20 protein-coding genes, 2 tRNA genes and 1 other RNA gene are annotated in these 26,633 nt (G+C 66.4%); 16 read left to right on the plus strand and 7 right to left on the minus strand.

Annotation, left to right across the window (positions count from 1 at the left end; all coding sequences use genetic code 11):
* Window positions 1–2 precede the first annotated feature (2 nt).
* The 3 genes from EL340_RS01295 to orn all read right to left on the minus strand — a co-directional run bounded on the left by EL340_RS01295 (window position 3) and on the right by orn (window position 1,894).
* Complete coding sequence (locus tag EL340_RS01295) at window positions 3–875, minus strand: polysaccharide deacetylase family protein (protein WP_126413090.1); 873 nt, start codon at window positions 873–875, stop codon at window positions 3–5.
* Between the two features lie 213 nt (window positions 876–1,088).
* Window positions 1,089–1,164: transfer RNA gene (locus tag EL340_RS01300), tRNA-His, on the minus strand.
* Between the two features lie 118 nt (window positions 1,165–1,282).
* Entirely contained in the window at window positions 1,283–1,894 is a 612-nt protein-coding gene (gene orn, locus EL340_RS01305) for an oligoribonuclease (protein WP_126415248.1), read from the minus strand.
* A gap of 181 nt (window positions 1,895–2,075) precedes the next feature.
* Here orn and EL340_RS01310 point away from each other — a divergent pair, with 181 nt between their 5' ends.
* Window positions 2,076–4,652, plus strand: coding sequence for a serine/threonine-protein kinase (locus EL340_RS01310; RefSeq protein ID WP_126413091.1), 2,577 nt, complete (start codon window positions 2,076–2,078; stop codon window positions 4,650–4,652).
* Window positions 4,653–4,756: 104 nt separating this feature from the next.
* On the opposite strand, the gene EL340_RS01315 is transcribed toward EL340_RS01310, so the two are convergent.
* Window positions 4,757–7,447: an ATP-binding cassette domain-containing protein gene (locus EL340_RS01315; RefSeq protein ID WP_126413092.1), complete on the minus strand. Its 2,691-nt coding sequence runs from the start codon at window positions 7,445–7,447 to the stop codon at window positions 4,757–4,759.
* A 394-nt stretch (window positions 7,448–7,841) separates the two neighbouring features.
* On the opposite strand from EL340_RS01315, the gene EL340_RS01320 reads away from it, so the two are divergent.
* The 4 genes from EL340_RS01320 (at window position 7,842) to EL340_RS01335 (ending at window position 12,107) form a co-directional block, all read left to right on the plus strand.
* A tRNA-Arg gene (locus tag EL340_RS01320) sits at window positions 7,842–7,914 on the plus strand.
* A 265-nt stretch (window positions 7,915–8,179) separates the two neighbouring features.
* Window positions 8,180–9,781 carry an ABC transporter gene (locus EL340_RS01325; RefSeq protein WP_126413093.1) on the plus strand — a complete coding sequence of 534 codons (1,602 nt, stop codon included), beginning with the start codon at window positions 8,180–8,182 and terminating at the stop codon, window positions 9,779–9,781.
* Window positions 9,778–11,286, plus strand: coding sequence for a GTPase (locus EL340_RS01330; protein WP_126413094.1), 1,509 nt, complete (start codon window positions 9,778–9,780; stop codon window positions 11,284–11,286). The genes EL340_RS01325 and EL340_RS01330 overlap by 4 nt, the downstream gene beginning before the upstream one ends.
* Before the next feature lie 167 nt (window positions 11,287–11,453).
* Complete coding sequence (locus tag EL340_RS01335) at window positions 11,454–12,107, plus strand: single-stranded DNA-binding protein (protein ID WP_126413095.1); 654 nt, start codon at window positions 11,454–11,456, stop codon at window positions 12,105–12,107.
* On the opposite strand, the gene EL340_RS01340 is transcribed toward EL340_RS01335, so the two are convergent.
* Window positions 12,100–12,672, minus strand: coding sequence for a TY-Chap domain-containing protein (locus tag EL340_RS01340; RefSeq protein WP_126413096.1), 573 nt, complete (start codon window positions 12,670–12,672; stop codon window positions 12,100–12,102). The genes EL340_RS01335 and EL340_RS01340 overlap by 8 nt on opposite strands.
* Before the next feature lie 215 nt (window positions 12,673–12,887).
* On the opposite strand from EL340_RS01340, the gene ftsE reads away from it, so the two are divergent.
* The 6 genes from ftsE to EL340_RS01370 all read left to right on the plus strand — a co-directional run bounded on the left by ftsE (window position 12,888) and on the right by EL340_RS01370 (window position 17,759).
* Window positions 12,888–13,577, plus strand: a complete 690-nt coding sequence (gene ftsE / locus EL340_RS01345; protein WP_126415249.1) for a cell division ATP-binding protein FtsE — start codon at window positions 12,888–12,890, stop codon at window positions 13,575–13,577.
* A gap of 12 nt (window positions 13,578–13,589) precedes the next feature.
* Window positions 13,590–14,507 carry a permease-like cell division protein FtsX gene (gene ftsX / locus EL340_RS01350; protein WP_126413097.1) on the plus strand — a complete coding sequence of 306 codons (918 nt, stop codon included), beginning with the start codon at window positions 13,590–13,592 and terminating at the stop codon, window positions 14,505–14,507.
* Window positions 14,508–14,513: 6 nt separating this feature from the next.
* On the plus strand, window positions 14,514–15,830 hold the full coding sequence (locus EL340_RS01355) for a M23 family metallopeptidase (RefSeq protein WP_126413098.1): 1,317 nt from the start codon (window positions 14,514–14,516) through the stop codon (window positions 15,828–15,830).
* A gap of 163 nt (window positions 15,831–15,993) precedes the next feature.
* The gene (gene smpB, locus EL340_RS01360; RefSeq protein WP_126413099.1) at window positions 15,994–16,530 is read left to right on the plus strand and encodes an SsrA-binding protein SmpB; all 537 of its coding nucleotides are present in this window, start codon (window positions 15,994–15,996) and stop codon (window positions 16,528–16,530) included.
* Between the two features lie 182 nt (window positions 16,531–16,712).
* Window positions 16,713–17,083: a transfer-messenger RNA gene (gene ssrA / locus EL340_RS01365) on the plus strand.
* A gap of 115 nt (window positions 17,084–17,198) precedes the next feature.
* Window positions 17,199–17,759 (plus strand): methylated-DNA--[protein]-cysteine S-methyltransferase, encoded by a 561-nt coding sequence (locus tag EL340_RS01370; RefSeq protein ID WP_126413100.1) that lies wholly within the window; start codon window positions 17,199–17,201, stop codon window positions 17,757–17,759.
* Window positions 17,760–17,785: 26 nt separating this feature from the next.
* On the opposite strand, the gene EL340_RS01375 is transcribed toward EL340_RS01370, so the two are convergent.
* On the minus strand, window positions 17,786–18,505 hold the full coding sequence (locus tag EL340_RS01375; protein WP_126413101.1) for a FadR/GntR family transcriptional regulator: 720 nt from the start codon (window positions 18,503–18,505) through the stop codon (window positions 17,786–17,788).
* 205 nt (window positions 18,506–18,710) lie between these two features.
* Between EL340_RS01375 and EL340_RS01380 the strand changes: the two genes are divergently transcribed.
* A complete protein-coding gene (locus EL340_RS01380) occupies window positions 18,711–19,802 on the plus strand; it encodes an alpha/beta hydrolase (protein ID WP_126413102.1) in 1,092 nt (363 codons plus the stop codon).
* Here the strand turns inward: EL340_RS01380 and EL340_RS01385 are convergent.
* On the minus strand, window positions 19,795–20,481 hold the full coding sequence (locus EL340_RS01385; RefSeq protein WP_232023167.1) for a FadR/GntR family transcriptional regulator: 687 nt from the start codon (window positions 20,479–20,481) through the stop codon (window positions 19,795–19,797). The two genes, EL340_RS01380 and EL340_RS01385, sit on opposite strands and share 8 nt — an antisense overlap.
* Window positions 20,482–20,808: 327 nt before the next feature.
* Here EL340_RS01385 and EL340_RS01390 point away from each other — a divergent pair, with 327 nt between their 5' ends.
* The 4 genes from EL340_RS01390 to EL340_RS01405 all read left to right on the plus strand — a co-directional run bounded on the left by EL340_RS01390 (window position 20,809) and on the right by EL340_RS01405 (window position 26,592).
* The gene (locus EL340_RS01390; RefSeq protein WP_126413104.1) at window positions 20,809–22,434 is read left to right on the plus strand and encodes an ABC transporter substrate-binding protein; all 1,626 of its coding nucleotides are present in this window, start codon (window positions 20,809–20,811) and stop codon (window positions 22,432–22,434) included.
* A 212-nt stretch (window positions 22,435–22,646) separates the two neighbouring features.
* Window positions 22,647–23,612, plus strand: coding sequence for an ABC transporter permease (locus EL340_RS01395; protein ID WP_126413105.1), 966 nt, complete (start codon window positions 22,647–22,649; stop codon window positions 23,610–23,612).
* Entirely contained in the window at window positions 23,612–25,765 is a 2,154-nt protein-coding gene (locus EL340_RS01400; RefSeq protein WP_126413106.1) for a dipeptide/oligopeptide/nickel ABC transporter permease/ATP-binding protein, read from the plus strand. The genes EL340_RS01395 and EL340_RS01400 overlap by 1 nt, the downstream gene beginning before the upstream one ends.
* The gene (locus EL340_RS01405) at window positions 25,765–26,592 is read left to right on the plus strand and encodes an ATP-binding cassette domain-containing protein (RefSeq protein WP_126413107.1); all 828 of its coding nucleotides are present in this window, start codon (window positions 25,765–25,767) and stop codon (window positions 26,590–26,592) included. The genes EL340_RS01400 and EL340_RS01405 overlap by 1 nt, the downstream gene beginning before the upstream one ends.
* Window positions 26,593–26,633 lie beyond the last annotated feature (41 nt).

Consider the following 26,633-nt stretch of genomic DNA (forward strand, 5'->3'; position numbering starts at 1 on the left):
CGTTAGGCGCGACGGCTGTGCCCGGGGCCGAAGTAGACGTCGTCGAGCGTGGCGGTCAGCAGGGACCGCTGACGCAGGATGTCGATGATCTGACCATAGAGGTGCGTGACGGTTGGGAAGTTCGCGTGACCGATGACGATGTGCTGCGCGAGCAGCCACTTCTGAGCCTCACCGAGAAGTACGTCCTCCGTCAGCAGCCCGGAGTCCCCGAATGAGCCGTACCACAGGGCCGCTGTCGTGTAGCCCGCTTTTGCGCAGACCGAGTCGGTGAAGGAGCTGCGACTGCCGTAGGGAGGACGGATGAAGGGCGCTCCGGTGACGCCGTAGGTGTTGCGCAGAAGGTTCTCGCACTGGGTGAGCTCGTCAATGAGCGCTCCCTCTGACAACGTCGTCAGATCCGGGTGCGTCCAGGTGTGGTTGGCCAGCTGGACCTGCCCCGACTCCACGAGGGGCCTCAGCTTGTCCCGGTTGTCTGTCCAGCTCGGGTAGACACCCGTGACGAAGAAGGTCAGGCGGACTCCCGAGTCCTTGGCGAAGTCCAGGTATGCGTCCACGACGGAGGAGTCGACGCCGTCGTCAACCGTGATGGCCACGACGTTGCCGACGTTCTCCGGCAGCCCGGTGATGAGCGAGTCCGCCGGCGTGGGAGCGGGCAGTGGGGGCGGTCCGTCCTGAAGGTGGAGCGGACTGAGTGACGGTGTGGGGGAGGGTGTGGGGGAGGGCGCCTGCGACGCAGGCGTGGGTGCCGAGGCCGTGGCCTGTGTCAGGGATGAGCTCGAGGAGTCGGCTCGGGGCGCCGACTGCACCGCGGTGCAGGCGCTGAGGCAGCCGGCCGTCCCGGCGGCCAGGGAGAGTAGGAAGTCGCGTCGTTGCATGGGAGGGACTTTCTCAGACGTGAGGTTGTGAGAGCATCAAGGATCGGCTCGGCAGGCATCCTGAACGTCAGGGCGTCCGAGCGACCTGCTGCTCAGGGCGTTGCGGTCACGTAGTCGACGCACTCACTGTCGGGGGCGTTCCCGAGGCGCGTAAGTGGGTCTCGCTGCAGACTGGGAGGCCGAGGCCGGTGCCAGCCGGGCGGTCTCAGTCGATGGGGTGGCTGACGGGGTTTGAACCCGCGACCTCCTGGACCACAACCAGGCGCTCTGCCGACTGAGCTACAGCCACCATGTGCGGCACAGCCGCAACGAGTCGGTACTGTATCCGGTTGACTCCTCGCACACCAAACTGAACTCGGTGCACTGCGTCACTTCACGGGGCCGCTCCGCGATCGTCCTCGATCTCGTCACCTGGTCGGTTCGGCCAGGACGCGCTCGGCTGCCTCCTTGCACTCCTGCGAGCTCGGTCCCTCGCCGTCGGGGAACAGGACTGCGCGGTAGTAGCGCAGCTCATCGATGGATTCCAGGATGTCCGCCAGCGCACGGTGCCCGCCGGCCTTCTTCGGCGCGTGAAAGAAGGTCCTGGGGTACCAGCGCTTGGCCAGCTCCTTGAGGGAGGAGACGTCCACGATCCGGTAGTGAAGGTGTTCGATGAGCTCAGGCATGTCGCGCGCCAGAAAGGCCTTGTCCGTGCCCACCGAGTTGCCCGCGAGCTGGGCGGTGCGGGGCTCGGGCACGAGGGACGTCACGTAGTCCAGAACCGTCTTGCGGGCCGTCTCCATGGTCAGACCGTCCTCCAGGTCGGTGAGCAGGCCTGAGGAGGTGTGCATGTTCCGCACGTAGTCGTCCATCTGCTCCAGCGCGGCGGCGGGAGGTGTGATGAGCACGTCGATTCCTTCAGCCAGTGGCTTGAGCTCGTAGTCGGTGACGACGACGGCGACCTCGATCAGCGCGTCAGCGCTCAGGTTCAGGCCCGTCATCTCACAGTCGATCCACACCAGCGGGTCGGAGGTTGTCATCTGCTTGCTCACGGGCTCCACTCTAGTCACCAGTGACCCCTACCGGAATTCAGGTCATGGAAGCCTGCGTCCAGGGCGGCGCGATTCACGGTCGGCTCCTGACCGAGCGGCCCGTTTGGGGGTGAATCTCGCGATAAGGTCTCTGTGAAGTCTGACAGTCCTTGAGCGACACGGAGCCCTCATGTCCCAAAGCCCCGCCCCTCGTCACCTCGGAAGCTCCTACATCATGGAGGCCCGGATCGGAGCAGGTGCCCAGGGCGAGGTCTGGCGCGGCCGGCGCACTGACGCCCGCGAGGTCCTGGCCTTCAAGGTGCTGCGTGCCGATCTCGTGGAGAATCCCGACGTCGTTGAGCGCTTCATCAAGGAGCGCTCAACGCTGCTCCGAGTGCGAAGCCCGTATGTCGTCGCTATTCGCGACGTCGTCATCGAGGGATCGACCTTCGCCATCGTCATGGACTATGTCAACGGTGGGGACCTGCGTGATCTGCTGAGGGCTCGCGGCTCGCTGCCTCCCGCACAGGTGGCGTCCCTGGGCACGCGCATCGCTCAGGGGCTGACCACGGTCCACCAGGCAGGAGTGATTCACCGGGACATCAAGCCCGCCAACGTCCTGCTCAGCTCGCGCCCGAGCAGAGGCGGTGACCCGGCTGAGACGGTTGCCACCGGCGTTGCCCCGGGAGGGAGTGTGCCGGAGGCGGTCGTACCGCGACTGGCGGACTTCGGAGTGGCTCGCATCTGCGACACCTTCTCCGCCTCCCACCTGACCGGAGCCATCGGTACCCCGCTGTACATGGCTCCGGAGATCCTGTCGATGCAGGCCCCCACCTCCGCGGCCGACATCTACTCGCTGGGCATCATGCTCTATGAGATGAGCTGCGGGACGACACCGTTCGTGGGGCAGCCCGCCCAGCTGCTCAGCCAGCACGCACGCCGCGACGCGGGCCGTCCCTACGGTGTCCCTGACGCCCTGTGGGAGCTCATCGCCTTGATGATGTCGAAGCAGCCCGGCATGCGCCCCTCCATCGAGTTCGTCGCCCAGCGCCTGGACGTCATGCAGTCCGCGCTGGCAGGTCTCCCGGCGGCCCCGAGACTCGCATCACCGCCTCAGTCGACGGCATCGGTCGTTCCCTACGACTGGGACGCCCCGTCGACAGGCCTCACAGCAGATGCGACGACGGCGCAGACGGTGCAGACGGTGCAGGCGGGTTCGGCCCCGCATCCGGGGACTGTACCGATGGGACCGGTGGCGCCGACCCTCGTAGCCGGTCAGCACGCCCACGCTCCCGGCCAGGTGGCTGCCGCAAGTGGCTTCCAGGGAGATTTCCAGAGAGGCTTCCAAGGAGGGGCGGGAGCCACTGCGCCGACGATGGTGACCACGACCGGCGCTCACGCTGTCAACCCAGCCATCCCGGCCGGCCCTGCCAACGGGGCTCCTCCCGCGCCCTTCTCCTCGCAGGTCGGCCCCCAGGGGGTCGGGTACCCGTCCTCCGAGGCGGCTGCCGGTGCCCCGAAGCGGTGGTGGCGTCGCCGGTGGGTCGCTGCGGCCGCCGTCGTCACCGTTCTGGCGGTCGTCGGGGCGAGTGCCACCTGGTGGTACTTCTTCTCCGGACCGAACGTCGGTAACACCTGGCCGGCGGCACTGCCCGAGGGGGAACGCGTTCAAGAGGACCAGCGCTATACCGACGTCGATGACCCCTATCTCTCCGAGGACAGGGGAATGCTCGTATATTCTGATATGGGCAAGGTGCACTTGTTCGATCTGACGCGCGAGGGCACCAGTAAGGTGTGGAGCGGAGAATGCGATGAGGCTCGGTTCTGGGCGGGTACGTCCTTGCTCTGCATCAAGTTAACCGGAGGTGCGTCACTGGTCAGCGACAGCGGCAAGACCTCCAAGGCCCCGTTCCCTGAGGGCTCCACCTTCCTGGGAGCGACAACCGACGTCGCAGTGGTCTCCTCCGGCAAGGGCACGGCCACCGAGGGGCCCCTGATCGCCTATGACGCAACGGGCAAGGAGAAATGGCGTGTGGGCGGGCACTATGAGAAAGGGCGAGTGCGTAACGGGTTTGTCCTGGCCTATGAGAGCAAGTCCAAGCAGGTCCAGGTGCTGTCCGCCAAGGATGGTGCTGTCCTGATGTCCGAGACCGGAAAGGAGCCGGACTTCGCCGGCGACACGCGTTTCCCCGGTGGAGTCAATATCGAGACCGGGCCGGAGGCCTTTTCGAGAATGACGTCGTCGGGCGCCACGATCTACAAGGCTGATGGCAGTGAGGCGGGCACCGTGTCGGGAAGCTTCTCTGAGAAGCATCAGTGGGCCGCGTCAGTTCCCTTGGACTCTTCGGCGCTGAAGGAGGCCTACGAGTCGTTGGCGAAGGCGTCGTCCTCAACCATCCCTGTCATCGGTCCCCAGGGCACCGTCAACGTCTCGATCGATGTGAAGGCGTGCACAGCCAAGGTCGGTGACACGAAGCTCTCGCTTCCTGAGCCCGTCAAAGGTGAGGAATGCAATATCAGGCCCATAGGTGGATTGAGGGACGGGGAGTTCCTCATGCAGGTTGGCAAGCTGGGCTACCTCGCTGACGAGACCGGTGCTCTGGTTGTCGCAGTCTCTCCAGAGTCCGGCAAGGTCGGGTGGAAGGCTCAGGGGGCCTATGTCGCCACGGTGTCGCCGCTGGATGGGGATAGCGGTGCCCGTCTGATGCTTGGTCAGGGAACCACTTACAGCTACGACCTGGTGGTATCCAGCATCACCAGCAGATAGCCGCATACGCGGACGCCGGGGTGCCAACCAGGTGGGTTGGCACCCCGGCGCCTGTAGGGACGACAGTGATGAGCGGCTGTGATGAGCGGCTGTGATGAGCGAGGTCAGCGCCGTCCCCGGCGAGCCAGGGCGATGTAGCACGCCACCATGCAGACCAGACCGATGGCCGAGAGCAGGCCGTAGTTCGTCAGCCACTGCGCGGTCTCGTGCTTCCACAGCGCGTCGTCGCGGTTGGGCATGATGGCGAGCATCTCCAAGGTGGAAGCGGCCATCGCGTATCCCCACCGGGACGGCATGAACCACGCCAGCTGCTCGAAGACCGCGCGTCCTGAGATCGGGATGATGCCTCCGGAGAGGACCAGCTGAGCCATGATGGTGACCACCAGCACTGGCATCACCTGCTCGGAGGAGGAGACCATCGCCGAGACCGCCAGCCCCAGGAGACCGGCGACGAAGGCAACGGCCCAGCAGCAGAAGGCCAGCTCCAGTCCCGGCCACCCGTTCAGGATGACGGCATCGGTGGGGCCCTTGTTGAGCGCCAGGGCGATTCCCGTCATCAGCGCGGTCTGAACGGTGGTGATGAGAGCCAGAATGACTGCCTTGGAGAAGAGGTAGGCGCCGGATCTCAGCCCGACCGCCTTCTCCCGCAGGAAGACGTCCCGCTCCCCGATGAGGTCGCGGATGGTGGCCGACATCCCGGAGAAGGCGGCTCCGGTGATGAGGATGACCAGCAGCTGCATGGCCTGGCTGGAGTACTTGACGATCGTGGGCGTGGGGTTGTCCGGTGTCGGAGGCGCTGGATCCGGGTAGCTGGGAACCGCGAACCCGTCGCTTCCCTCGATCGCCTTGGTCAGCAGTCCCATGATGATGGGCAGCAGCAGCATGAAGGCGAGGTAGGAGGGATCGGCCGCGACGATCCTCAGCTGGCGTCGTACCAGGGTCGAGACCTGCCGAAGCACGGACTGCTGCTTGGGCGGCTTCTCCTGCGCGGCGGGTGCGGTGGCCGTCGCCGGAGCTCCGCCGCGGCGCGTGGAGGGAACCGTGGACTCCATGTACTGGCGCAGCTCCGCAGTGTGGTTGCGGATGAGCGCGTAGACGTCGGCGTAGCCGTCCACGGCCGGCGGGTCGGGCAGCGTGCCCTTGGGAGTGTTGAGCAGGAGGCGCCCCTGGGAGGCGATCTCGTTGAGTCGCTGCCGGAAGTAGGGGAGTACCTCGCGGGGGGAGCCGTAGTAGACGGGCTTTCCGCCGGCCGCCAGGATGAGGACCTTGTCCGCTCGATCGATGTGGTTCTCGTTGTGAGTGACGACGACGACGGTACGGCCGCTGTCACCGGGACGAGTTCCGTGGGCCAGGGACGCCAGCAGGTCCATGACGTCGCGATCCAGCTGAGGGTCCAGACCGGAGGTGGGCTCGTCAAGGAAGAGCAGGCTGGGGCGGGTCAGCAGCTCGATGGCGGTGGAGACCCGCTTGCGCTGGCCCCCGGAGAGCTTCTTGATGCGCTTGTCCACGTGCGCGGTCAGGTCCAGGTCCTCCAGGACCTCGGCGATACGCTGACGCCGCTCGGCCTTGGCGACGTCCTTGGCGAATCTCAGCTCGGCGGCGTACTCCAGGGTCTTGCGGACGGTCAGAGCCGAGTGGATGACGTCGCTCTGGGGAACGACCCCGATCTTGTTGCGCATCACCGGATAGTGCTCGTAGACGTCCAGCCCGTTGAAGAGCACCTGGCCCTCCTGGGCCTTCTGCTCACCGGTGAGGGCCTTGAGCAGCGTTGACTTGCCGGCTCCTGATGGTCCGACGACGGCCAGCAGCTCGTTGCCGGGAAGTGAGAAGGAGATGCCGTCGAGCAGCGTCAGGCTGCCGTTGTTGACGCGGAAGGTCAGGTCCTTGCCCACCAGCTCGCCGCCCGCACCGCCTACGACCTGGACCTCACACAGCCCGTCGGGACTCAGGGCGATGAAGGTCGATCCCAGCCCCAGGAGCACGGGCTGGGTCACCTGGACCTGTGAGACTCGCTGACCAGCGACGTAGATGCCGTTCGTGGACCCCAGGTCGGTGACGACCATGCCGTTGGCGGAGACGTCGATACGAGCATGGTGCTTGGAGATGAGCGGGTCATCCAGAACCAGGGTGTTGTCGGGAGCTCGCCCGATAGTGCCCGAGGAGGTGATGCGGAAGGACTTGAGCGTGTGTCGGGAGGAGGGGAAGGCGCCGGAGCTCGCCGAGCTCGACGACGGCGCTCCCTGAGGGCTTCTGGGTGCGACATAGGTAGCGGCTGAACCCGCTGAGCTCATTGCCGGCGGCATAGGGCGACCCTGCGTTGGGATAGCCGTTGTCGGGGGGAGGCCTGACGGGGGCTGGGGGTGGGGGACGGCCTGCGGCGCTGAGGCTGCGCTCGGCTGGGACGGGATGAAGGGGGCGCTCGGTGCCGATCGAGCAGGTTGCCCCGTCGGTCGCGACGGACTGGGAGACCCGGCCTGTGGAACGGCGTCGGACACGACCGGGGTGAACCCCAGAGCCGGCCCCGAGGCGTCACCCAGCTGGATTCGAGTCCCCTGGGTCACGAGTGCCTCACGCGTGACGGCTCCGTTGACGAGCATGCCGTTACGACCCTGGCAGCTCACGGCCCACCCGGATGGGGTGGGGGTCACCAGCAGATGTGTTCGAGACACGAGGGGGTGGACGATCTGAACATTGCTGTCAGGCGCCCTTCCCACGGTGAAAGGCGTGGTGAAGGTGTGAGGTTCCAACGAGGCCTGAGCAGAGAGGGAGCGCACGATGAGTGCGGGAGTGGGCAAGGCGCGGTCCTTCCAGGGGCGTGTGGCGGGGCTCCGGTCACGATACTGGGGTTTCGCTGTCGTCGCTAAGAGTAAGGGCTATCCAGTGTGAGGTTGCCTACATCGAGGCTCTGTCGCGGTCCGGCGCACTGATCGTTGCGGACTATCGTTCCGACTGGTCACAAGGTGGTTGCAGTGCTGTCACGGCTGCATTGCGGCCCGTGCGGAGAGCGGTGCGGAAGCTGGTCGTACTGGACACGCAGAATCGTCCGCACGCCTGGTTGGATGTCGTCCCGTGATGGTGGTGTGACCGGCTCGTGACCACCCGTTGTTGCTGAGGGCGGTGCTGGGACGAGTCGTATCGGGGGCTCGAGCCCGACTGCTGATGGCGTAGGCTGGTCAGGCGCTCGCGCACGCCTCCGTAGCTCAATGGATAGAGCATCGGCCTTCTAATCCGCAGGTTGCCGGTTCGAGTCCGGCCGGGGGCACTGGCCAGCGGCCTTGAAAAGGTTGAGATTCCGAGGATGACCGACCGCTCGGGCCGCTGGGTTGAAGAGATGCGGTGGCGGTTCCCTGCCGAGGCCCCACCGCGGGGCGATGGCCCTGGCTGACCGTTCTCCCGGGGCGGCTGATGCATGATCTTGATCATCACAGCGGAGTAACAGGAGATTCTCGCTGAGTTTGCGACACCCATGGCGTGGACTGTCGAGATCAATCGTCGACTCCGCCCTGATGTGCTCATAGTGTTGGCACATGCCCGCTCCTGTCCCCTCTCGCCACTCCGAGGACGATGCCCCCGTCTCCTCGCTGAGTCGTGTTCAGCTCCTCGATGTCCTTACTGACCTGGTCAGGGACCTCGAGCGTCTCGACCTGGCCCTGAGCTCCCATGGCGTTGAGGCTGCACGCACGCTGCGTGACGGTCTCATCGGACAGGTCCGTGATCAGGTGATTCCCCGGCTTCAGGATGCCGATATCCCGTCCATCGTGGTAATCGGAGGCTCCACGGGGGCTGGAAAGTCGACCCTCGTCAACTCCGTGCTCGGCCAGGAGGTCTCAGACGCCGGAGTGCTGCGGCCCACCACTCGGGTCCCCGTCCTGGTGGCCAACCCCGAGGACATGGAGTCTCTGAGCGAGCACCCTCTGACGGAGGTGTGCCGCCAGGAGGTCTCCGCGGCCATCCCGGCGGGTCTGGCCCTCATTGACGCCTCGGACCTGGACTCCGTGCACGAGGCCAACCGGGCGCTGGCGGGCAGGCTGCTGGAGGCGGCCGACCTGTGGCTGTTCGTCACCACCGCAGCGCGCTACGGCGACCAGACGCCCTGGATGACCCTGGAGGAGGCCGCACGACGCGAGACCCCCATCGGTGTGGTGCTCAACCGGGTGCCGGCGACGATCCTGGCCGAGGTGCGTCGCGATCTCATCACCCGTCTGCAGGGACTTGGGCTGTCGGAGGCGCCGTTCTTCGTCATCCCGGACGCCGGACCGCACGAGGGGCTGCTGTCGGGGGAAGGGGTGGACGAGCTGCGCGACTGGCTTCAGCTCCTTGCCGGCCGTCACCGTGCAGCCGGTCTTGTGCGTCGTACGGGGAGGGGTGTGTGGAGCACCCTGCGCAGCGACCTCGAGCGCCTGGCCGACGACGTCGATGCCCAGGAGGCGGTGGCGCAGCACCTGGAGAAGGAGTGTCAGGGGCTCAGGGACGCGGCGATCGAGTCGCTGAGCGCCGACATCACGTCCGGTTCCGCGGGCCAGGGGGCTACCGCCACGCGGTGGATCAGCCTGGCCTCATCAGGCGGTCCGCTGGCCTCCCTGGCACAGGGAGGCAGGATGCGCAGGGGCTTCCTGGGCAAGGCGGACAAGGCCCGTGCCGAGGGGCTCTCGCAGCTGGCCGGCGATGCCCGTGAGGCACTGGCCAACCAGCTTCAGGCCGCGATCGTCGCCCTGTGCGCCAGGGCGGAGCGAGCCTGGGACGAGGCGGGGGCCGGTGAGCGCGCTCGCAGGATCCTGGGGCAGGGCGATGAGGCGATGGTGACTATCGACGCCTGGGTCGGCTACCTCGAGGCCAACATCGAGATCCCGCAGGATATTCGTAGACTGAGCCCCGTCAGCGTCATCGACCTCCTCATCTCCGCGGCCGCCGGTGTCGACGGAGCCGTCTTAGCCGCCAGGCGCCTGGGACTGGAGGAGCAGACCGTCCAGGCCAGTACCCTCCTGGTGGAGGCGGTCACGGAGGCGCTGACCGCCACAGTCCCCAAGGGGGCAGCGACCTCGCTCGCCCCCGCCCCCGGGTTCGCCGCTGCGCTGCGTCTGCGCTCGGGCGAGCTCAAACCCTTCACTCGTCCCGGAGCCACAGCATGAGCCAGCCCAACGTCCCCTCCGCCTCCCCCGTGCCCACCGCGCAGCCGGACTTCGAGGTGCTCGACGCCGCGCGGCTCGACGCCCGGCTCAACGCGGTCCGAGATGCCCTGCGCATGTGCCCGACCGAGGTTCCGGCCTCGTTGTCGATCCCTGCTCACAAGGCACTCGATGCCGTGGCGCAACGCCTGGCGCTAGGAGTGGATCACACGGTGGTGGCGCTGTTCGGGGGCACTGGCTCGGGAAAGTCATCCCTGTTCAACGCCTTGACCCAGCTGAACTTCGCGGATGTCGGTGCGCGCCGGCCCACGACGTCGCGGGCCGCCGCCTGCTCCTGGGGTGACGATGCCGGCCCGCTCCTGGACTTCCTCGGGGTCTCCTCGGAACGGCGGATCCGGAGGGACTCTCTTCTTGACGCGCAGGACCAGGGGAGCATGTCCGGACTGGTCCTGCTCGACGTCCCCGACTACGACTCGGTGACCACGGAGCACTCGTTGCAGGTGGACCGCCTGGTGCCACTGGCCGACATTCTCGTGTGGGTCGTCGATCCGCAGAAGTACGCCGATGCGGCCCTTCACGACGGTTACCTGCGCGGGCTGGGTGCCCGTCAGGAGGACATGCTCGTTCTGGTCAACCAGGTGGACACCCTTCCGGAGAGTGGACTGGCGAGCCTGCTCGACGACGTCGGCTCCCTCCTCAAGGAGGACGGTCTCAGCCGGGTTCAGGTACTGCCGGTGTCGGCGGTGCGCGGCGACAACCTCGACGTCGTCCGAGACCTGCTGCGCCAGCGCGTCGCCCGGGAGTCCAACGCGGCCCGCACCGCCTCGGCCGAGCTCGATGCGATCACGCGGCGCTTGCGTCCCACGGTGGCCAAGAACAAGGTGGAGCTCAACGCCGATCTGACCGAGGACGCAACCAAGGTGCTGCTGCAGGCCTCCGGTGCCCAGGCGGTGGAGGACTCGGTGAGAGCCGGCCTGTCGAAGGTCCTTCCCCGGGTGCTGGCCCGTCCTGAGCCTCCTTCTCGTACCGCGGTGGCCTCGGCCCACTCGACGTGGGTCCATCGCACCTCGCAGGGGCTGCCGCCCGCCTGGGCCCGCAGCATGGAGTCATCCGTGGTCCCGCCCGAGACCCTGGCGGGGCAGACGGCTGAGGCGGTCGGCTCCGTCCCGCTCCCGGGGCATCGTCAGCCGGTGATCGACCTGCTGTGGTGGGGCGGCCTGCTCCTGGTGATCGGCGGGGTGTCGTGGCTGGTCGCCTCCGTGGTCCGGGAAGGGCTCGAGGCGCTGCGCCACGGCATCGAGATCGTCCCCGTCTGCCTCATCGTCCTGGGGATCGTGGCTGTCCTGCTGGCGACGGTGCGTCGGCGCACCAGGGCGCGCCGGGAGGCCGAACGCTACGGGCAGCAGGTGCGTGCCCGCCTCGAGTCTGTGGTCGAGCGCGGCCTGAGCCGGCCCGCCGCCGGGGTTCTGGAGAAGCATCGGGTGCTGCAAGCCGCTCTGGGACTCTAAACCCGGTTCTCCGCGGCCTTTCAGTGGCCACAGCCGACGGTTCTGCACCTGCCGGTACTCGTGCGGGGATACGGAGCAGGGCCCGTTGGGCGCGTGAGGGGCCCGACGAGCACGGTTGGGGGAAGGGGCGGCAGAGCGCCGCCCGCCTACGACCAAGGAGCCTCCTCATGACTCGTCAGCTCGATCTCACCGTCCAGGGCGTCGTCGGAACGAATCCGGTCCTGTCCCGTGTCGGGGACAACGCCCGTCCCTACTGTCGTTTCCGCGTTGCCGTCACCCCGACCTACCGCACGGATCAAGGCTGGAACAATGCCGACACGATCTGGTTCACCGCCAAGGCGTGGGGCCAGCTCGCCGCCAACCTGAGTCACTCGGTGCGCAAGGGTGATGCGGTCCTGCTGACTGGGCGCTTCTCTCAGGAGTCCTGGGAGAGCAATGGCAGGGAGCATGAAACCAACGTCATCACGCTGCAGGCCGCGGGGCATGACCTGACCAGGGGGGAGTCCCGCTTCGCCCGGGTCAGAGCCGTGGAGTCGGCGCCTTCCGCCTCCTCGGGAGCCGGTGCCGGTGATACCGAGGTCGACTCCGGTGATGGGTACCACGTCTCGCCGGATCACTGGGATACTGCGGTTCCGGCCGATGGTGCCCTGGCTCCCACCTCGCAGGATGCTGAGACGCCTGCAGGCTCGTCCGAGTCCGGGGCGCCGTCTCAGAGCCCCGAGTCCCCCGTCATCGGTCCGGTCTCCTTGGAGACCGGGGGAGGGTGGCCGGCGTATGAGCTCGCCGACGACCTCGTGGAGGAGGCGGCTGAGGTCAGCTGACGTCGGAATGCGCGCGGAGGAGATAGTCGAGGTCCGCAGGGTGAGCGACCTCGAGCACCTCAATGAGGATCCGCGTCACCAGCTCGGCCGTCTCCTCGCCGTCGGGTAGCAGCCGGCTAAAGACATGGCCGGTCTCCTGCCATCCGATCGCGCCCAGGATCCTTCGCTCGGTGGGGCCGAGCATCACTCTGCCCTGCGCGTCAAGCTCGGGCAGGGACACCTCGATCCCGTCTGAGCGACCGACGAGGACCGCGCCCGGCAGGTCAGGCGAGGGAACAGGGGCAGCAGACAGTGCCAGCCGCGACAGCAGTCGTGACCAGCGCCCCTCCTGGGCCAGCTCCTCCTCCTTGACCATGGGGGTCGGAGCCGTGAGCAGCAGGGTCGCGCCGGACGGATCAATGACCGGGTGGGAGGCCTCTCCCCGCTGCGTGGCCGGTTTCGGCTCCGGCCTGCACACCTCATCGAGGAACCGGGCCAGTGATGGGGTGAAACCTGCCCAGGAGCCCAGATCGACGCGATCCTCGAAGGTCCGTGACAACGCCTGTGACAAGGAGATCTCACTCATGCGGCCAAGCCTAGAACGCGTTCCCGGTGAGCTGCTGGAGCACGGTTCCTCCGGTCCCCTCGATCACAGGAGCATCACACCTTGTCGTCGCCAGAACAAGCCACATCGATGGTGGGCGTGTCACGGCGGGAAATTGGCGTGTCGGCGCATACGGTGGCCATAACGCCATGAACCCGGGCGCCGTGCTCGGGGCGCAGCAGGGGAGCAACGAGCAGATGATCCGCTTCGACCACGTCTCGAAGGTTTACAAACGCGGGGCGCGTCCGGCACTTGACGACGTCGACATCAAGGTCAACCGCGACGAGTTCGTGTTCCTCGTAGGTGCCTCAGGCTCAGGGAAGTCGACCTTCCTGCGGCTGGTCCTGCGTGAGGAGCGCCCCACCAAGGGGCGTATCCACGTCCTGGGGCGTGACCTGTCGCAGATCTCCTCGTGGAAGGTGCCCCAGCTGCGCCGGGAGATCGGCTTCGTGTTCCAGGACTTCCGGCTCCTGGAGAACAAGAACGTCCTGGAGAACGTGGCACTGGCGTCCCAGGTCATCGGTAAGCCTCGCCACTACATCCTCTCCGCCGTGCCGGAGGCCCTCGACCTGGTGGGGCTGGACGGCAAGGAGAAGCGCCTCCCGCACGAGCTCTCCGGAGGTGAGCAGCAGCGCGTCGCGATCGCCCGCGCCATGGTCAACCGGCCCAAGCTTCTTCTGGCCGATGAACCCACCGGAAACCTGGACCCCTCAACCTCGGTCGGGATCATGCGTCTGCTCGACCGTATCAACCGGCAGGGGACCACGGTCGTCATGGCGACCCACGACGACGAGATCGTTGACCAGATGCGCAAACGCGTCATCGAGCTCAAGGGCGGTGAGGTCGTGCGCGACCAGGACCGCGGTGTCTACGGCTCGGACCGCTGAAGGAGAAGAACTGTGAGGCTGCGTTTCATCCTCTCGGAGACCGCCAAGGGCATGTCCCGTAATCTGGCGATGACGGTGTCGGTCATTCTCGTCGCCTTCGTGTCCCTGCTCTTCGTAGGCGCCTCATCGCTGCTGCAGAGCCAGATCTCAACCATGAAGGGCGACTGGTACGACAAGGTCGAGGTCTCGGTCTACATGTGCCCGAAGGCATCCGCCTCATCCAACTGCGCCAACGGCGAGGCCACTGAGGCTCAGATCAGCGAAGTCGAGAAGCTCATCACCAGCGGTGCCCCCTCCGGCTACGTCAAGTCCTATCAGATGGAGACCAAGGCCCAGGCCTACCAGAACTTCATGAAGGCCTACGCCAACTCGGCCGTGGGGCGAAACGCCACGGAGGACATGATGCCCGTGTCCTTCCGCATCAAGCTCAAGGACGCAGAGAACTACAAGCTGGTGGCCGAGCAGTTCGAGGGACACAGCGGTGTGGAGCGAGTGGTTGACCAGCGCTCCACCCTGGAACCCCTCTTCCTCGTGATGAACCGCGCTTCCTGGATCACGGGAGGGCTGGCAACTATCATGGCCGTGGCTGCGGTTCTGCTCATCTCGACCACCATCAGGCTGTCAGCCATGTCCCGCGCCCGTGAGACGGGGATCATGCGACTGGTGGGCGCCTCGAACCTCTTCATCCAGCTGCCCTTCATCCTCGAAGGGGTGATCGCGGCCCTGACCGGTGCGGTCCTGGCCGTGGTGGCCCTGTGGGTGGGGGTCCGCTATGTCGTGGAGGGGTGGCTCGCCTCCTCGATCTCCTTCACGAGTGCCTTCATCAGTACCAGGGACGTTCTCTTCCTGTCGCCCTGGCTGGTCCTGGCGGCCGTTGCCCTGGCTGCGGTCTCATCCGCCTTCTCCCTGTCCAAGTACACGAGGATCTGATCTCGCATGCTGTCCCGTCTGTTCCTTCGCCGCTCACGCCGACGCGCCGCGGTCTGCGCCCTGGCCGCCGCCAGCCTCGCCTTCTTCTACTCCGGTGACATCTCCCTGGCTGACGAACGCGATGACGCCGTCGCGAACCAGAACGAGGCGCAGCGCAGGCAGCAGGAGGTCGTCTCCTCCCTCGAGGGTGTCAGCGCCGATCTGGGACAGGCCTACATCTCGTTGCAGAACGCCCAGACCTCCTTGACCGCCGCGGAGACGGAGCTGACCAGCGCCGAGAACACCCTGGCTGAGAAGGAGAGGGAGAAGCAGATCGCCAGCGATCGCCTGACCACGGCGCAGAACAGCCTCGACACGGTCAAACAGGAGTCGGAAGCGTCCAAGAAGACCGCCTCGGAGACCTCGGACTCGGTGGCGGAGATCGTGGTGTCCACCTACCAGGGTGACAACTCGGTCACCTCGTGGAGCTACGTCCTCGCCTCGCAGGACGTCGAGGATCTCAACCGACGCGCCTCCGCCGTCGAGATCGGCTCAGGGGTCCAGGAGGCGGTGCTCTCCGCGGCCGAGGTCGAGCGTGCTCAGAACGCCAACCGTGAGGCCAGGCAGAACGCCGCCACGACGAGAGTGAGCACGCTCAAGACCGAGGCCGACACCGCTGAGGAGAATGCCAAGACCGCTCGGGATACTGCCCAGACCAAGCGGGACGACGTCGCCAGGCTGGCTGCTGAGAAGCAGGCAGCCGCATCGACGTTGGAGAGCCGCAAGAGCGACTTGCAGGCTCAGCTCGACCAGGCCAACGCCGATGCGGCGGCCGCGGCTGCTCGCGTCGCCGAGATCGACGCCGCCAACCGGGCTGCGGCCAGCGCCGGCACGATGCCGTCAGTGCCTTCCAGCTCGATCGCCTCAGACTCCTTAGGAGACGGGTACATCGGTCACCCGATCACCGGTCCGCTCGAGGTGACATCGCCCTTCGGCTACCGCGTTCACCCGGTCACCGGTACCGGAACCGGGCACCAGGGGGTCGACTTCGCGGCCAGCGAGGGGACGCCGCAGTACGCCTCCGTGTCCGGAGTCGCCACCTACTGGAACTCCGAGTCCTGCGGCATCGGTATCGACATCAACGGCGGCATCATTGACGGGCACTCCTACGTCATCACTCTGTGCCACCTCTCTGGACGCTCCATTGCCGACGGTCAGTACGTCAACCGCGGTGACGTCGTCGGCTCCACGGGCTCGACCGGCTACGCAACGGGACCGCACGTCCACTTCCAGGTGGCTCAGGACGGTGTCTACATCGATCCGATGTCCCTACCTGGCTTCTAGTCGAGCCGTCCTTGACGCACCCCGTAGACTCCTGAGCCTGCGCGTCATCGTGCCATGCCGTGGTTCCGCGACCAGGTCAGGTGGCCACGGGTCTATCCGAGAACGCTTCGGGCCGTGCTGACACGGGCGCGCTCGAATCCCGTACTCGTGAAAGGACAGGCCGATGACTCCTGGAGCAAAGTCTGGTCGGGCTCCTAAGCCCACCGCCGGTCAGAGGGCCAAGGCCGCTTCCGACGCCCACAAGACGGTGGCTCGTAACCGCAAGGCCGCTCACGACTACTTCATCGAGGACCGCTATGAGGCGGGGCTGGTTCTCACCGGCACCGAGGTCAAGGCGCTGCGCATGGGGCGCGCATCGCTCACCGAGGCCTGGATCGAGATCGACCGTCACGGTGAGGCCTGGCTCCAAGGCGCCCACATTCCCGAGTACCTGCAAGGGACGTGGAACAACCACTCCCCACGCCGTAAGCGAAAGCTCCTCCTGCACCGCAATGAGCTGGAGCGTCTTGAGACCAGGGTCCAGGCCAAGGGCTACACCGTGGTTCCGCTGGAGCTGTACTTCATCGGTGGGCGCGCCAAGCTGGAGATCGCCCTGGCTCGCGGCAAGCAGGACTGGGACAAGCGCCAGGCACTGCGTGAGGCCCAGGACAAGCGGGAAGCCGCCCGGGCCATGGCGGCGGCCAACCGGCGTCGGGGCTGAGACGACTGGATGGCTGCGTCGTCCTGTGACGAGACACCTGCCCCAGGCATCCCGGTTGCTGCCTGATCGTGTGATGCGGTGGTCATCATTGGCCGGTGCCTTCACACGTTTGTGCTGCTAGACTCGTCTGGCTCCATCGGGAGCATGTTCCGGCCGCCTTCGGGGCCGGTGACAAGTCCATAGGGGATGATCGGTTTCGACGACGGTCGTAGGTTCAGGAGAAGCGGGTCGAGGATGCGCAGTCATCTCGTCAACGCTCTGCGCGAACCAATAGGTGCCGATAACACTCGCACCGACTTCGCCCTCGCCGCCTGAGCGAGCCTCGAAGTCCGTCAGCCCGGGGAGCGCTTCCGCCCCGGTTCCTGGCGTCATCTAGGAAGCCACTGCTGAGAGCCCGTGTCGGTAGGGCTCTCGGGACTCTCTATCGACTGAGCCCGTCGGCGTCCTTGCTCGCGTGAGACGCCGGGGCCGAGAAAATCGCTAGCGAGCTGCGCCCGGAGAAGTCCTGTTGTGCGCCCGTCGGACGGGGGTTCGATTCCCCCCATCTCCACGACTTCCCTCAGAGGGTCCGCTGAACTGCTGGGTTCAGCGGACCCTCTTTCTTACTGCTTCGTGGTCGAACAGCGGGACTGGTGGAACAGGCATGGAACACTAGGTAGCGTGGCGTCATGACGACGAACGGCACGGCTCGCAGTTGCACCGTGAGCACTCCTGACGGTCCCTTCACCGTTGTCGCAGGCTATGGCGGCGTCGGAGCTGACCGGGCCGAGTACGTCCTGGCCTCCGGCTGGACCTCTGACCCGACGGAGCTGTCCGAGCTCATCCATCCGAGCCTGAGGCCGTCGCATATCGAGATGTGCTCGGAAGAGGACAGCGACGGTGTCCTGGCCCGGGCCGTCGCCGCCGTGCGCTCCTACTACGGCGGTGACGATAACGCCCCCCAGGACGTTCCCGTTCTCCAGGCCGGTGGGCCCTTCATCGAGCAGGCCTGGTCCCGGCTCCGAGAGATTCCGGCCGGCACGGCTCTGACCTACACCGAGCTCGCCCGTCTCAGTGGGAACCCGTCCGCATCCCGGGCCGCCGCCTCGGCCTGTGCGCGTAACGCGGCGGCGCTTTTCGTCCCCTGTCACCGGATACGGCGTTCAAACGGGAGTATCGGAGGATTCCGCTACGGGACCGCCGTGAAGTCCGCTCTGCTGCGCCGTGAAGGCGCCCAGGGGGCTGAGTAGCCTGAGTAGGACGACCTCCTCTCGGTTCAGCTGAGGGCTGCCAGGAGTGGGGTGTAGTGCTGGGTGATGGCCTGGCGGTAGGCCTGGGCGTCTCCGGCGCGGGCGGCTTGGAGCATGGCCCGATGGGCTCGGGCGGTGGTCAGCATGTCCTCGGGCCTGGGGGCGCCCAGCAGGGGGACGGTCAGGGTGTGGACGGCCCAGAAGGCCTCGGTCAGGTGCAGGAAGAGGTGGTTGTCCAGGGGCTCGAGCAGTCGCATGTGGAAACGGCGGTCCTGCTCGGTGAAGAGCTCGCCCTTCTGCGCGTGAAGGTCCATCTGCGCCACGATCTGATCGAGTTCGGGGTCGTCCCGGTTCTTCCAGGCCTGGGTGACGGGGTCGGCCAGGGCGTTGTCGAGGGTGATGCGGACCTCGACGATGTCGCGTAGTCCGCGGTGGTCGTCTCCGGGGTTGAGCAGGCCTTTGAAGACGAGGGACTCGACCATGGGGCGCATGGAGACCTTGCCGACGAACATGCCGTGTCCGTGGCGGACCTCGACGATGTCGAGAGCGACCAGGGTGCGCACGGCCTCACGGACGGAGGAGCGGGAGACCCCCAGGTCGGTGCACAGCTGCGACTCGGTGGGCAACGCATCACCCGGCTGCAGCCCCTTGGCGAGAATGTAGTTCTTGATCTCGGCGATCGCTGTGGAGGACTGGGTCATGGGAGTGGTGGTGAGGCCGGACATGACACCTCGGGACGTCTGCATAACTCTATTGTCCGACTTTTGGTGCATGAGCGCTGGTGAATACTGGTCCGTACATATCCGCTCATTTCCGAGAACCCGCCAAGGCCGTCACGCTTGTGGATCCGGTTTGATCGGGCAGCAGCCGGCAGCGATGCCGTGCATCACGGATCGATGACTGATTATGAGCGAGTTGCCCCCATAGCGATCATGGTGCAACAGTTGCGGCATGGCTGACACCTACGAGGCACTCCCCGCCCGTCCTCCCTATGACAGTGCTACCGCCGCCCTGCTCGAGCGTATTGAACCGCTCGGTGTCTTTCGGACTATGACGGTGGAGAACATTCCGAGCTGGCGCGCACCCGTCGACGAGGTCCGGGCTGGCTTCCTCGTCCGGCATCCCGATGTCGACCTGGAGGATGCCGACGTCGCTCGCGATGACGGGACGAGCTTTCCCGTGGCGATCGTTCGGTCCTCGCAGGACGTCGCAGGTGGTCGGCCCGGTCCTCTGTTCCTCTCGCTGCACGGGGGAGGGCTCATCATGGGCTGCCGCTTCAACGGCTTGTTGACCGTTGTCCCGTGGCTGCGGCGCTACGGAGGCGTCATCGTCAGCCCCGAGTACCGCCTGGCCCCGGAGAATCCGGCGCCTGCCGGCGTCGAGGACTGCTACGCAACGCTGTGCTGGGCGGTCGAGCATGCCGAGGCTCTCGGTGCTGACCCGGACCGCGTCGTCGTCGTCGGGCCCAGCGCGGGCGGGGGACTGAGTGCCGGCACGCTGCTCATGGCCCGAGATCGACAGGGGCCGGCAGTCCTCGGTGGGCTGCTGGACTACCCCATGCTGGACGACCGCACCGGACTGCCGGGCTGGCAGGGCTCGGTCTCTGCGCGTCAGTATCCCGACGACGGCACCTGGCCGACGGCGTACAACGACGTTGCCTGGGAGGCGGCCCTGGGGGAGCGGCGCGGCACGGAGCTGGTGACCCCCTATGAGGCGCCGGCCCGCGCCGCCTGGCTGGGCGGACTGCCGCCGCTGTTCGTCTCGGTGGCGTCCGCCGAGGTCTTCCGGGACGAGGACGTCGCCTTCGCCTCCAGGGTGTGGCACGACGGCGGGGACGCCGAGCTGCACGTCTACCCCGGGGGCACTCACGCCATGGAGTTCGTCAATGCTCGCTGGCTCGCTCAGGGGCTCACCGCGGCGCGCGACCTGTGGATGGAGAGGCTGCTTCACCCTGAGGATCCGCGTCTCAATGTCGCAGCCGTGGCGCAGGCCGGAACCTATCCTGCCCTGACCGAGGAGCTCTTCGCCGCTCGGCTCAGGTGAGGGCTGCCAGGAGTGGGGCGTAGTGCTGGGTGATGGCCTGGCGGTAGGCCTGGACGTCTCCGGCGCGGGCGGCTTGGAGCATGGCCCGATGAGCCTTCGCGGAGCTGATCATGTCCTCGGGCCTGGGGCCGTCCAGCAGGGGGACGGTCAGGGTGTGGACGGCCCAGAAGGCCTCGGTCAGGTGCAGGAAGAGGTGGTTGTCCAGGGGCTCGAGCAGTCGCATGTGGAAACGGCGGTCCTGCTCGGTGAAGAGCTCCCGCTTCGAGGCGAGCTCCTCGATCTCATCGGCGATGGCGTCGAGCTCGGGGTCGTCCCGGTTCTTCCAGGCCTGGGTGACGGGGTCGGCCAGGGCGTTGTCGAGGGTGATGCGGACCTCGACGATGTCGCGTAGTCCGCGGTGGTCGTCTCCGGGGTTGAGCAGGCCTTTGAAGACGAGGGACTCGACCATGGGGCGCATGGAGACCTTGCCGACGAACATGCCGTGTCCGTGGCGGACCTCGACGATGTCGAGAGCGACCAGGGTGCGCACGGCCTCACGGACGGAGGAGCGGGAGACCCCCAGGTCGGTGCACAGCTGCGACTCGGTGGGCAACGCATCACCCACCTGGAGACCGGTTCTCAGGATGAAGTCCTTGATCGCGTTCATCGTGGTCTCGGCCTGGGTCGCTGGGGAGGTCATCAACGTGGAGTAGGCGCCGTCGGGAATCACTGCCTCACCCGCACTGAGTGTGATGCTTGCCTCTTTTTTGGGTGAACTGCCTGTTGTGCTCGGCTTGGGTGCTCTGCTCACGATGCTGCTCTTCTCGGTGTCGACCATGGTTCTTGCCCCGTCAATCATTGTGATCACTGCGATGTGAATCCGCTCGTCGAACCGCTCCGCTCCTGGTTGGACGGTGACGATCGAGCGCCTAACCTGCGAGGTTGTGAGTGGTCTGGACGTCCCAACCTCTGCTACAGTCATCCTACCAACGTCAGACATAAGACGTCAGACTTCAGGAGAGAATCAATGGCGATCACAACTCCGGCCGGCTCCAGCCGTCGGGACTTCATCAGGCTGACCAGTACCCTCGGCATGGCTGCCGGCCTGGCCGTCAGCCTGGCGGCCTGCGGCGGTAAGGCCAAGACTGCGGGTGGCGCGAAGGGCAGCGCCATGGCCACCGATCAGGAGGTCACCCACAAGGACGGTGTCATCACCGCGGGCATTTCCTATGAGCTGGGCACCAATGGCTACGACCCGATGACGACGTCGTCGGCTCTCACGGTTGCTGCCAACTGGCACACCCTGGAGGGGCTCACCGAGCTTCACCCGGCGACCCGAGAGGTCTACGCGGCGCTGGGCGCCGAGATGCCCAAGAAGGTGGATGACACCACCTACGAGGTGATGCTGCGCCAGGACGCGAAGTTCGCCGACGGCACCGCCGTGACCGCGGACGACGTCGTCTTCTCCTTCACGCGCGTGCTCGACCCCGCCAACAAGTCGCTCTACTCGCAGTTCCTGCCGTTCATCGACAAGGTGGAGGCCAAGGACGCGAGCACGGTGACGATCAAGCTCAAGTACGCCTTCTCGTTGGTGGCTGAGCGCCTGAGCGTCGTCAAGATCGTTCCCAAGGCGATCGTCGAGGCCGATGCCAAGGCCTTCGACATGAACCCCACCGGCTCCGGCCCCTACAAGATGACCGACAACGGCGCCGCCAGCCAGAAGGTCGTCTTCGAGCGCAACGACAACTACAACGGTCCCCGCCCGGCGCTGGCCAAGTCCATGACCTGGCAGGTCCTTCCGGATGATACGACGCGCACCAACGCTATGAGCTCCGGCTCCGTGCAGGCCATCGACGCCGTCCCGGCAGCCAACCTCTCGACGCTCAAGGAGCCGGTCAAGGTGGCGGCGCAGCAGGGCTTCGGTCTGCTCTTCGCCATGTTCAACAACACCACCTTCTCCAACGTCAAGGCGCGTCAGGCCGTGCTCTACGCGCTGGACTACGCCAAGATCTGCGACACCAGCATGGCCGGACTGGCGACGCCGGCGACCTGCTTCGTCCAGGAGGACCACCCCGCCTACAAGAAGGCCAAGATGGTCTACTCCATGGATGCGGCCAAGGCCAAGTCGCTCCTGGCGGAGGCCGGCATCACGACCATCAACGTCCTGTGCACGGACCACGGCTGGTTCTCGGCGGTGCGGCCCGTCATCCGTGAGAACCTCGAGGCCCTGGGTGTGACGGTCAACTACGACGAGAAGAAGTCCGCCGACACCTACTCCTTCATCGACTCCGCCCAAGGGGCGTGGGACGTTCTCATCGCTCCCGGAGACCCCTCGGTCTTCGGTAACGACGCGGACCTGCTCATGCGCTGGTGGTACGGCGGCGACGTGTGGACCGAGACCCGCATGCACTGGAAGGGCTCGGAGAGCCAGGTCGCGGTCCAGGCCCTGCTCGACGAGGCGGTCAAGCTGGAGGGTGACACGCAGATCGCCAAGTGGCAGGAGACCTTCGACAAGCTCTCCGAGGATGTTCCGCTGTACCCGATCTTCCACCGCAAGACTCCGACGGCCTACGACTCGGCGACGCTGGAGAACTTCAAGCCGATCGCGCTGACGGGTCTGTCCTTCGTGGGGACGGGGTCGTCCAAGTCCTGAGGTCTGTGCGCGGGCGGCGCGGCAAGCCAGTACTGGTTGGCCGTGCCGCCCGAGCCGTTCTCGATTCGCCGGAGCCTCTGTGAAGCAGACGTGACGGACTTGCTATCTGACGTCAGACATCAGACAATTGGAGTGGCAGCTGGCCTCCCCGCTGCCAAGCCCACCCAGTCGCCCTCCCCGGCGGCAGGACGCTAACGCAAAGGAGCATTTCAGTGTCCAACCTCATCCGCCTGATCGGAAGGCGCCTGGTCGCGCTGCCGGTCATGGTGCTGGGCGTGACGCTGCTCGTCTTCGTCGTCATGTCGTTCTCCTCGGCAGACCCGGCGCGCCTGGCGCTGGGCGAGTCGGCAACGGCAGACGCCCTCGAGCAGTACCGCGTCGTCCACCACCTCAACGATCCCCTTCTCAAGCGGTTCTGGGACTACCTTGTGGGCCTGGCCCACGGAGACCTCGGCACCTCCTTCACCGGAGTCAGCATCTCCCGCCTGGTCGCCGACGCCTTCCCGATCACGCTCCAGCTGACCTTCATCGGAATCTTCGTGGCCGTCATCTTCGCCACGATCCTCGGCATTATCGCCGCTCTGTACCGGGACAAGTGGCAGGACCAGGTCATCCGTGTCATCTCCATCGCCTGCCTGGCCACCCCGTCCTTCTGGCTCGCCCTGCTGCTCATCCAGTGGTTCTCCGACATCCCGGGAGGAACCGGTACCTTCCCCGCGCTGGTGTCCGAGTGGGTTCCCTTCAGAGAGGATCCCGCGACGTACCTCAACCAGATCTTCCTGCCGGCGCTGGCCATCGCGGTTCCCAACACCGGGTCGCTCACCCGCGTGGTACGTACCGCCATGGTTGAGGAGCTCGATCGCGACTACGTGCGCACTGCCATCGGTGGAGGTATTCCCAAGAACATCGTGGTCGCCCGCAACGTGCTGCGCAACGCGCTCATCACCCCGCTGACCGTGCTGGGGCTGCGCATCGGCTACGCCATGGGGGGTGCCGTCGTCATCGAGATGATCTTCAACATCAAGGGGATGGGGCAGCTGATCTTCCAGGGAATCACCCGTAACGACGTCAACATCGTCCAGGGAGTGTCCATCACGGTGGCGCTGGCCTTCATCCTCATCAACATCGTTGTTGACATGCTCTACGTCCTCGTCAACCCACGAATCAGGAGCATCTGATGCTGCACCGTTCCACACTGGATAAGGCCTCGCGGCCCGGGCTGCGCTTCCAGGGCTGGAAGGCGCTGCCCCTCGGCTCGAAGATCGCCATCGTCGTGCTCGGCCTCATTGCCCTGATCGCCATCCTGGCTCCCGTCGTGGCCCCCTACGCTCCCGGTGCTACCGGTCTTGCGGAGGCCAAGACGACCTCTTACATCGAGGGCGTCGGAGAGGTCACTGCCAGTGATCCCGTGGTGGCTCCCTCCATGTCTCACCTGTTCGGCACCGACGGCACTGGACGTGACATCTTCTCCCGCGCCGTCTACGGCGCCAGGGTCTCACTGGTCGTGGGTCTGACCGCCACCGGCCTGGCGCTCCTGGTGGCCTCCGTCCTCGGGGCCGTCGCTGCCACGTCGCGCAAGTGGATCGCCGAGACCCTCATGCGCGTGCTCGACGTCGTCATGTCCTTCCCGGGGATCGCTCTGGCCGCCGTGCTCGTCTCGGCGATGTCGACCCGCCTGCCGATGCTGCCGGTCATCATCATCTCCATCGCCATCCTCTACATCCCCCAGCTCACCCGAGTGGTACGTGCCAACATCATCTCCCAGTTCGGAGAGGACTACGTCGCCGCCTCCAAGGTGATGGGGGCGCCGGTGCCATGGATCCTTCTCAAGCACGTGGCACGCAACTGCATCGCCCCGATCATGGTCTTCGCGACCGTCCTGGTGGCCGACGCGATCGTCTTCGAGGCCTCACTGTCCTTCATCGGTGCGGGCATCAAGTCCGTCAACACCCCGACCTGGGGAAACATGCTCTCGGAGGGCAAGGAGCTGCTCCTGTCCGGCCACTGGTGGCCGACCTTCTTCCCCGGCCTGCTCATCCTCATCACCACCCTGTGCCTCAACGTCCTGTCCGAGGGACTGACCGATGCGATGGCCTCGCCGCGCATCAAGGCCAAGCCCGACGTCCAGGCGGATGAGGAGGCCATGGAGGCCGAGGCGCAGGAGACCCTGGAGGCCTGGGACGACGCCGCCGAGGCGGTGACCGCAAACTCCACCGTCGCCAAGGACGGTGACGCCACCAGCGTGAGCTCGCTGACCGGCGTGGTTGCTCCAGCGGCCGAGGACGTTCCTCTCGCCGACCGGCTCAGCTCCCTGCGGGTCGCCGAGCTCGCCCGTCGTGACCGTCTGGTGTACGAGGACACCGGCGAGGAACCGGTCCTGGAGGTCAAGAACCTCTCGATCGCCTTCCCCGAGCAGCACGGCGAGGTCGACATCGTCGACGGCGTCTCCTTCTCGGTGCGTCCCGGTGAGACCATGGGCCTGGTGGGTGAGTCCGGCTGCGGTAAGTCCATCAGCTCGATGGCCGTCATGGGGCTGCTGCCTCCGTCGGCCCGCCTCTCCGGTGAGATCCTGTTCAAGGGGCGCAACATCCTCGAGATGACGCCCACCGAGCACAACGCCCTGCGCGGCCACGAGATGAGCATGGTCTATCAGGACGCCCTGTCGTCACTGAACCCCTCCATGCTCATCCGCACCCAGATGGCGCAGCTGACCTCCCGCGGCGGGACCCGCAGCGCCGAGGAGCTCCTCGAGCTGGTGGGGCTCGACCCCAAGCGCACGCTGCGCAGCTACCCGCACGAGCTCTCCGGTGGTCAGCGTCAGCGCGTTCTCATCGCCATGGCGCTGACCCGGGACCCCTCGCTGGTCCTGGCCGACGAGCCGACGACAGCGCTGGACGTGACTGTCCAGAAGCAGGTCATCGACCTGCTCAACGAGCTGCGTGAGAAGCTCGGCTTCGCGATGGTCTTCGTCTCGCACGACCTGGCTCTGGTGGCCAAGCTGGCCCACCGCATCACCGTCATGTACGCGGGCCAGGTGGTCGAGCAGGCCCCCACCAGTGAGCTGCTGTCCAATCCCGTCCACGAGTACACCCGTGGACTGCTGGGAGCCGTGCTCTCCATCGAGGCGGGCTCCAAGCGGCTCCACCAGGTGCGTGGAGTGGTCCCCTCGCCCAGCGAGTTCGTCAAGGGCGACCGCTTCGCCCCCCGATCGGCCCATCCGACGGTCGGCCTGGACACCCGGCCTGTGCTCAAGCCGGTGCCCGGCACGACCGAGCACAGCTACGCCATCACCCCTGAGCTCGAGGCTCTGCTCGCGAAGGAGAATCACTGATGCCTTCCAACACCTCTGCATCGACCTCATGGAGCGAGGACCAGCCGGTCGTCGAGCTCAAGGACGTCAACGTCATCCACAAGTCCCGTACCGGCGGCCTGTTCAACCCGGACACGGTCCACGCGGTCAACAACGTCTCACTGTCCGTCAAGCGCGGGGAGACGCTGGGGCTCGTGGGGGAGTCGGGGTGCGGTAAGTCCACGACCGCCCGGGTCATGGTGGGGCTGCAGCCGGTCACCTCCGGCGAGGTCATCTTCAAAGGACGCCCGCTGGGGCACTCCGCCTCGGATCGTCGTGAGCTGGGGCGCAGCATCTCGGTGGTCTTCCAGGACCCGGCGACGGCTCTCAACCCGCGCATGATCGTGCACGACACGCTCATCGACCCGCTCAACGTCCACGGCATCGGGTCGCCCAAGGAGCGGGAGGCACGGGTACGCGACCTGCTCCACCTGGTGGGTCTGCCTCCCAGCGCCCTCAACGTGCTGCCCCGGCAGATCTCGGGTGGTCAGCGCCAGCGCGTCGCCATCGCCCGAGCGCTCGCTCTGGACCCCGACATCATCGTGGCTGACGAGCCCACCTCCGCCCTGGACGTCTCCGTGCGCGCCCAGGTGCTCAACCTCCTTCAGGACCTCAAGGCCTCCCTGGGACTGGGGCTGGTGTTCATCAGCCACGACATCAACACGGTGCGCTACGTCTCGGACCGGATCGCCGTCATGTACTTCGGCAAGATCCTCGAGCTCAACACCACCGAGGAGATCTTCAACAACCCGCAGGAGGAGTACACGCGTACGCTCCTTGCGGCGGTGCCCTCGCTGCTCGACGTCTGAGCAGCCGTCGTCCGGTCAGATTCTGATCAACCGGCCTCATC

Origin of the sequence: Actinomyces viscosus (assembly GCF_900637975.1) — a bacterium.
Taxonomy (GTDB): Bacteria; Actinomycetota; Actinomycetes; order Actinomycetales; family Actinomycetaceae; genus Actinomyces; species Actinomyces viscosus.

What these genes read in the sequence shown, in the direction of transcription:
- EL340_RS01405 (WP_126413107.1), top strand. Translation starts at nt 25,765, where the DNA reads ATGCCTTCCAACACCTCTGCATCGACCTCATGGAGCGAGGACCAGCCG.
- EL340_RS01330 (WP_126413094.1), top strand. Translation starts at nt 9,778, where the DNA reads ATGAGCCAGCCCAACGTCCCCTCCGCCTCCCCCGTGCCCACCGCGCAG.
- EL340_RS01400 (WP_126413106.1), top strand. Translation starts at nt 23,612, where the DNA reads ATGCTGCACCGTTCCACACTGGATAAGGCCTCGCGGCCCGGGCTGCGC.
- EL340_RS01295 (WP_126413090.1), bottom strand. Translation starts at nt 875, where the DNA reads ATGCAACGACGCGACTTCCTACTCTCCCTGGCCGCCGGGACGGCCGGC.
- EL340_RS01385 (WP_232023167.1), bottom strand. Translation starts at nt 20,481, where the DNA reads ATGACCTCCCCAGCGACCCAGGCCGAGACCACGATGAACGCGATCAAG.
- EL340_RS01335 (WP_126413095.1), top strand. Translation starts at nt 11,454, where the DNA reads ATGACTCGTCAGCTCGATCTCACCGTCCAGGGCGTCGTCGGAACGAAT.
- EL340_RS01375 (WP_126413101.1), bottom strand. Translation starts at nt 18,505, where the DNA reads ATGCAGACGTCCCGAGGTGTCATGTCCGGCCTCACCACCACTCCCATG.
- EL340_RS01310 (WP_126413091.1), top strand. Translation starts at nt 2,076, where the DNA reads ATGTCCCAAAGCCCCGCCCCTCGTCACCTCGGAAGCTCCTACATCATG.
- EL340_RS01380 (WP_126413102.1), top strand. Translation starts at nt 18,711, where the DNA reads ATGGCTGACACCTACGAGGCACTCCCCGCCCGTCCTCCCTATGACAGT.
- EL340_RS01355 (WP_126413098.1), top strand. Translation starts at nt 14,514, where the DNA reads ATGCTGTCCCGTCTGTTCCTTCGCCGCTCACGCCGACGCGCCGCGGTC.
- smpB (WP_126413099.1), top strand. Translation starts at nt 15,994, where the DNA reads ATGACTCCTGGAGCAAAGTCTGGTCGGGCTCCTAAGCCCACCGCCGGT.
- orn (WP_126415248.1), bottom strand. Translation starts at nt 1,894, where the DNA reads ATGACAACCTCCGACCCGCTGGTGTGGATCGACTGTGAGATGACGGGC.
- EL340_RS01340 (WP_126413096.1), bottom strand. Translation starts at nt 12,672, where the DNA reads ATGAGTGAGATCTCCTTGTCACAGGCGTTGTCACGGACCTTCGAGGAT.
- EL340_RS01390 (WP_126413104.1), top strand. Translation starts at nt 20,809, where the DNA reads ATGGCGATCACAACTCCGGCCGGCTCCAGCCGTCGGGACTTCATCAGG.
- EL340_RS01325 (WP_126413093.1), top strand. Translation starts at nt 8,180, where the DNA reads ATGCCCGCTCCTGTCCCCTCTCGCCACTCCGAGGACGATGCCCCCGTC.
- ftsE (WP_126415249.1), top strand. Translation starts at nt 12,888, where the DNA reads ATGATCCGCTTCGACCACGTCTCGAAGGTTTACAAACGCGGGGCGCGT.
- EL340_RS01370 (WP_126413100.1), top strand. Translation starts at nt 17,199, where the DNA reads ATGACGACGAACGGCACGGCTCGCAGTTGCACCGTGAGCACTCCTGAC.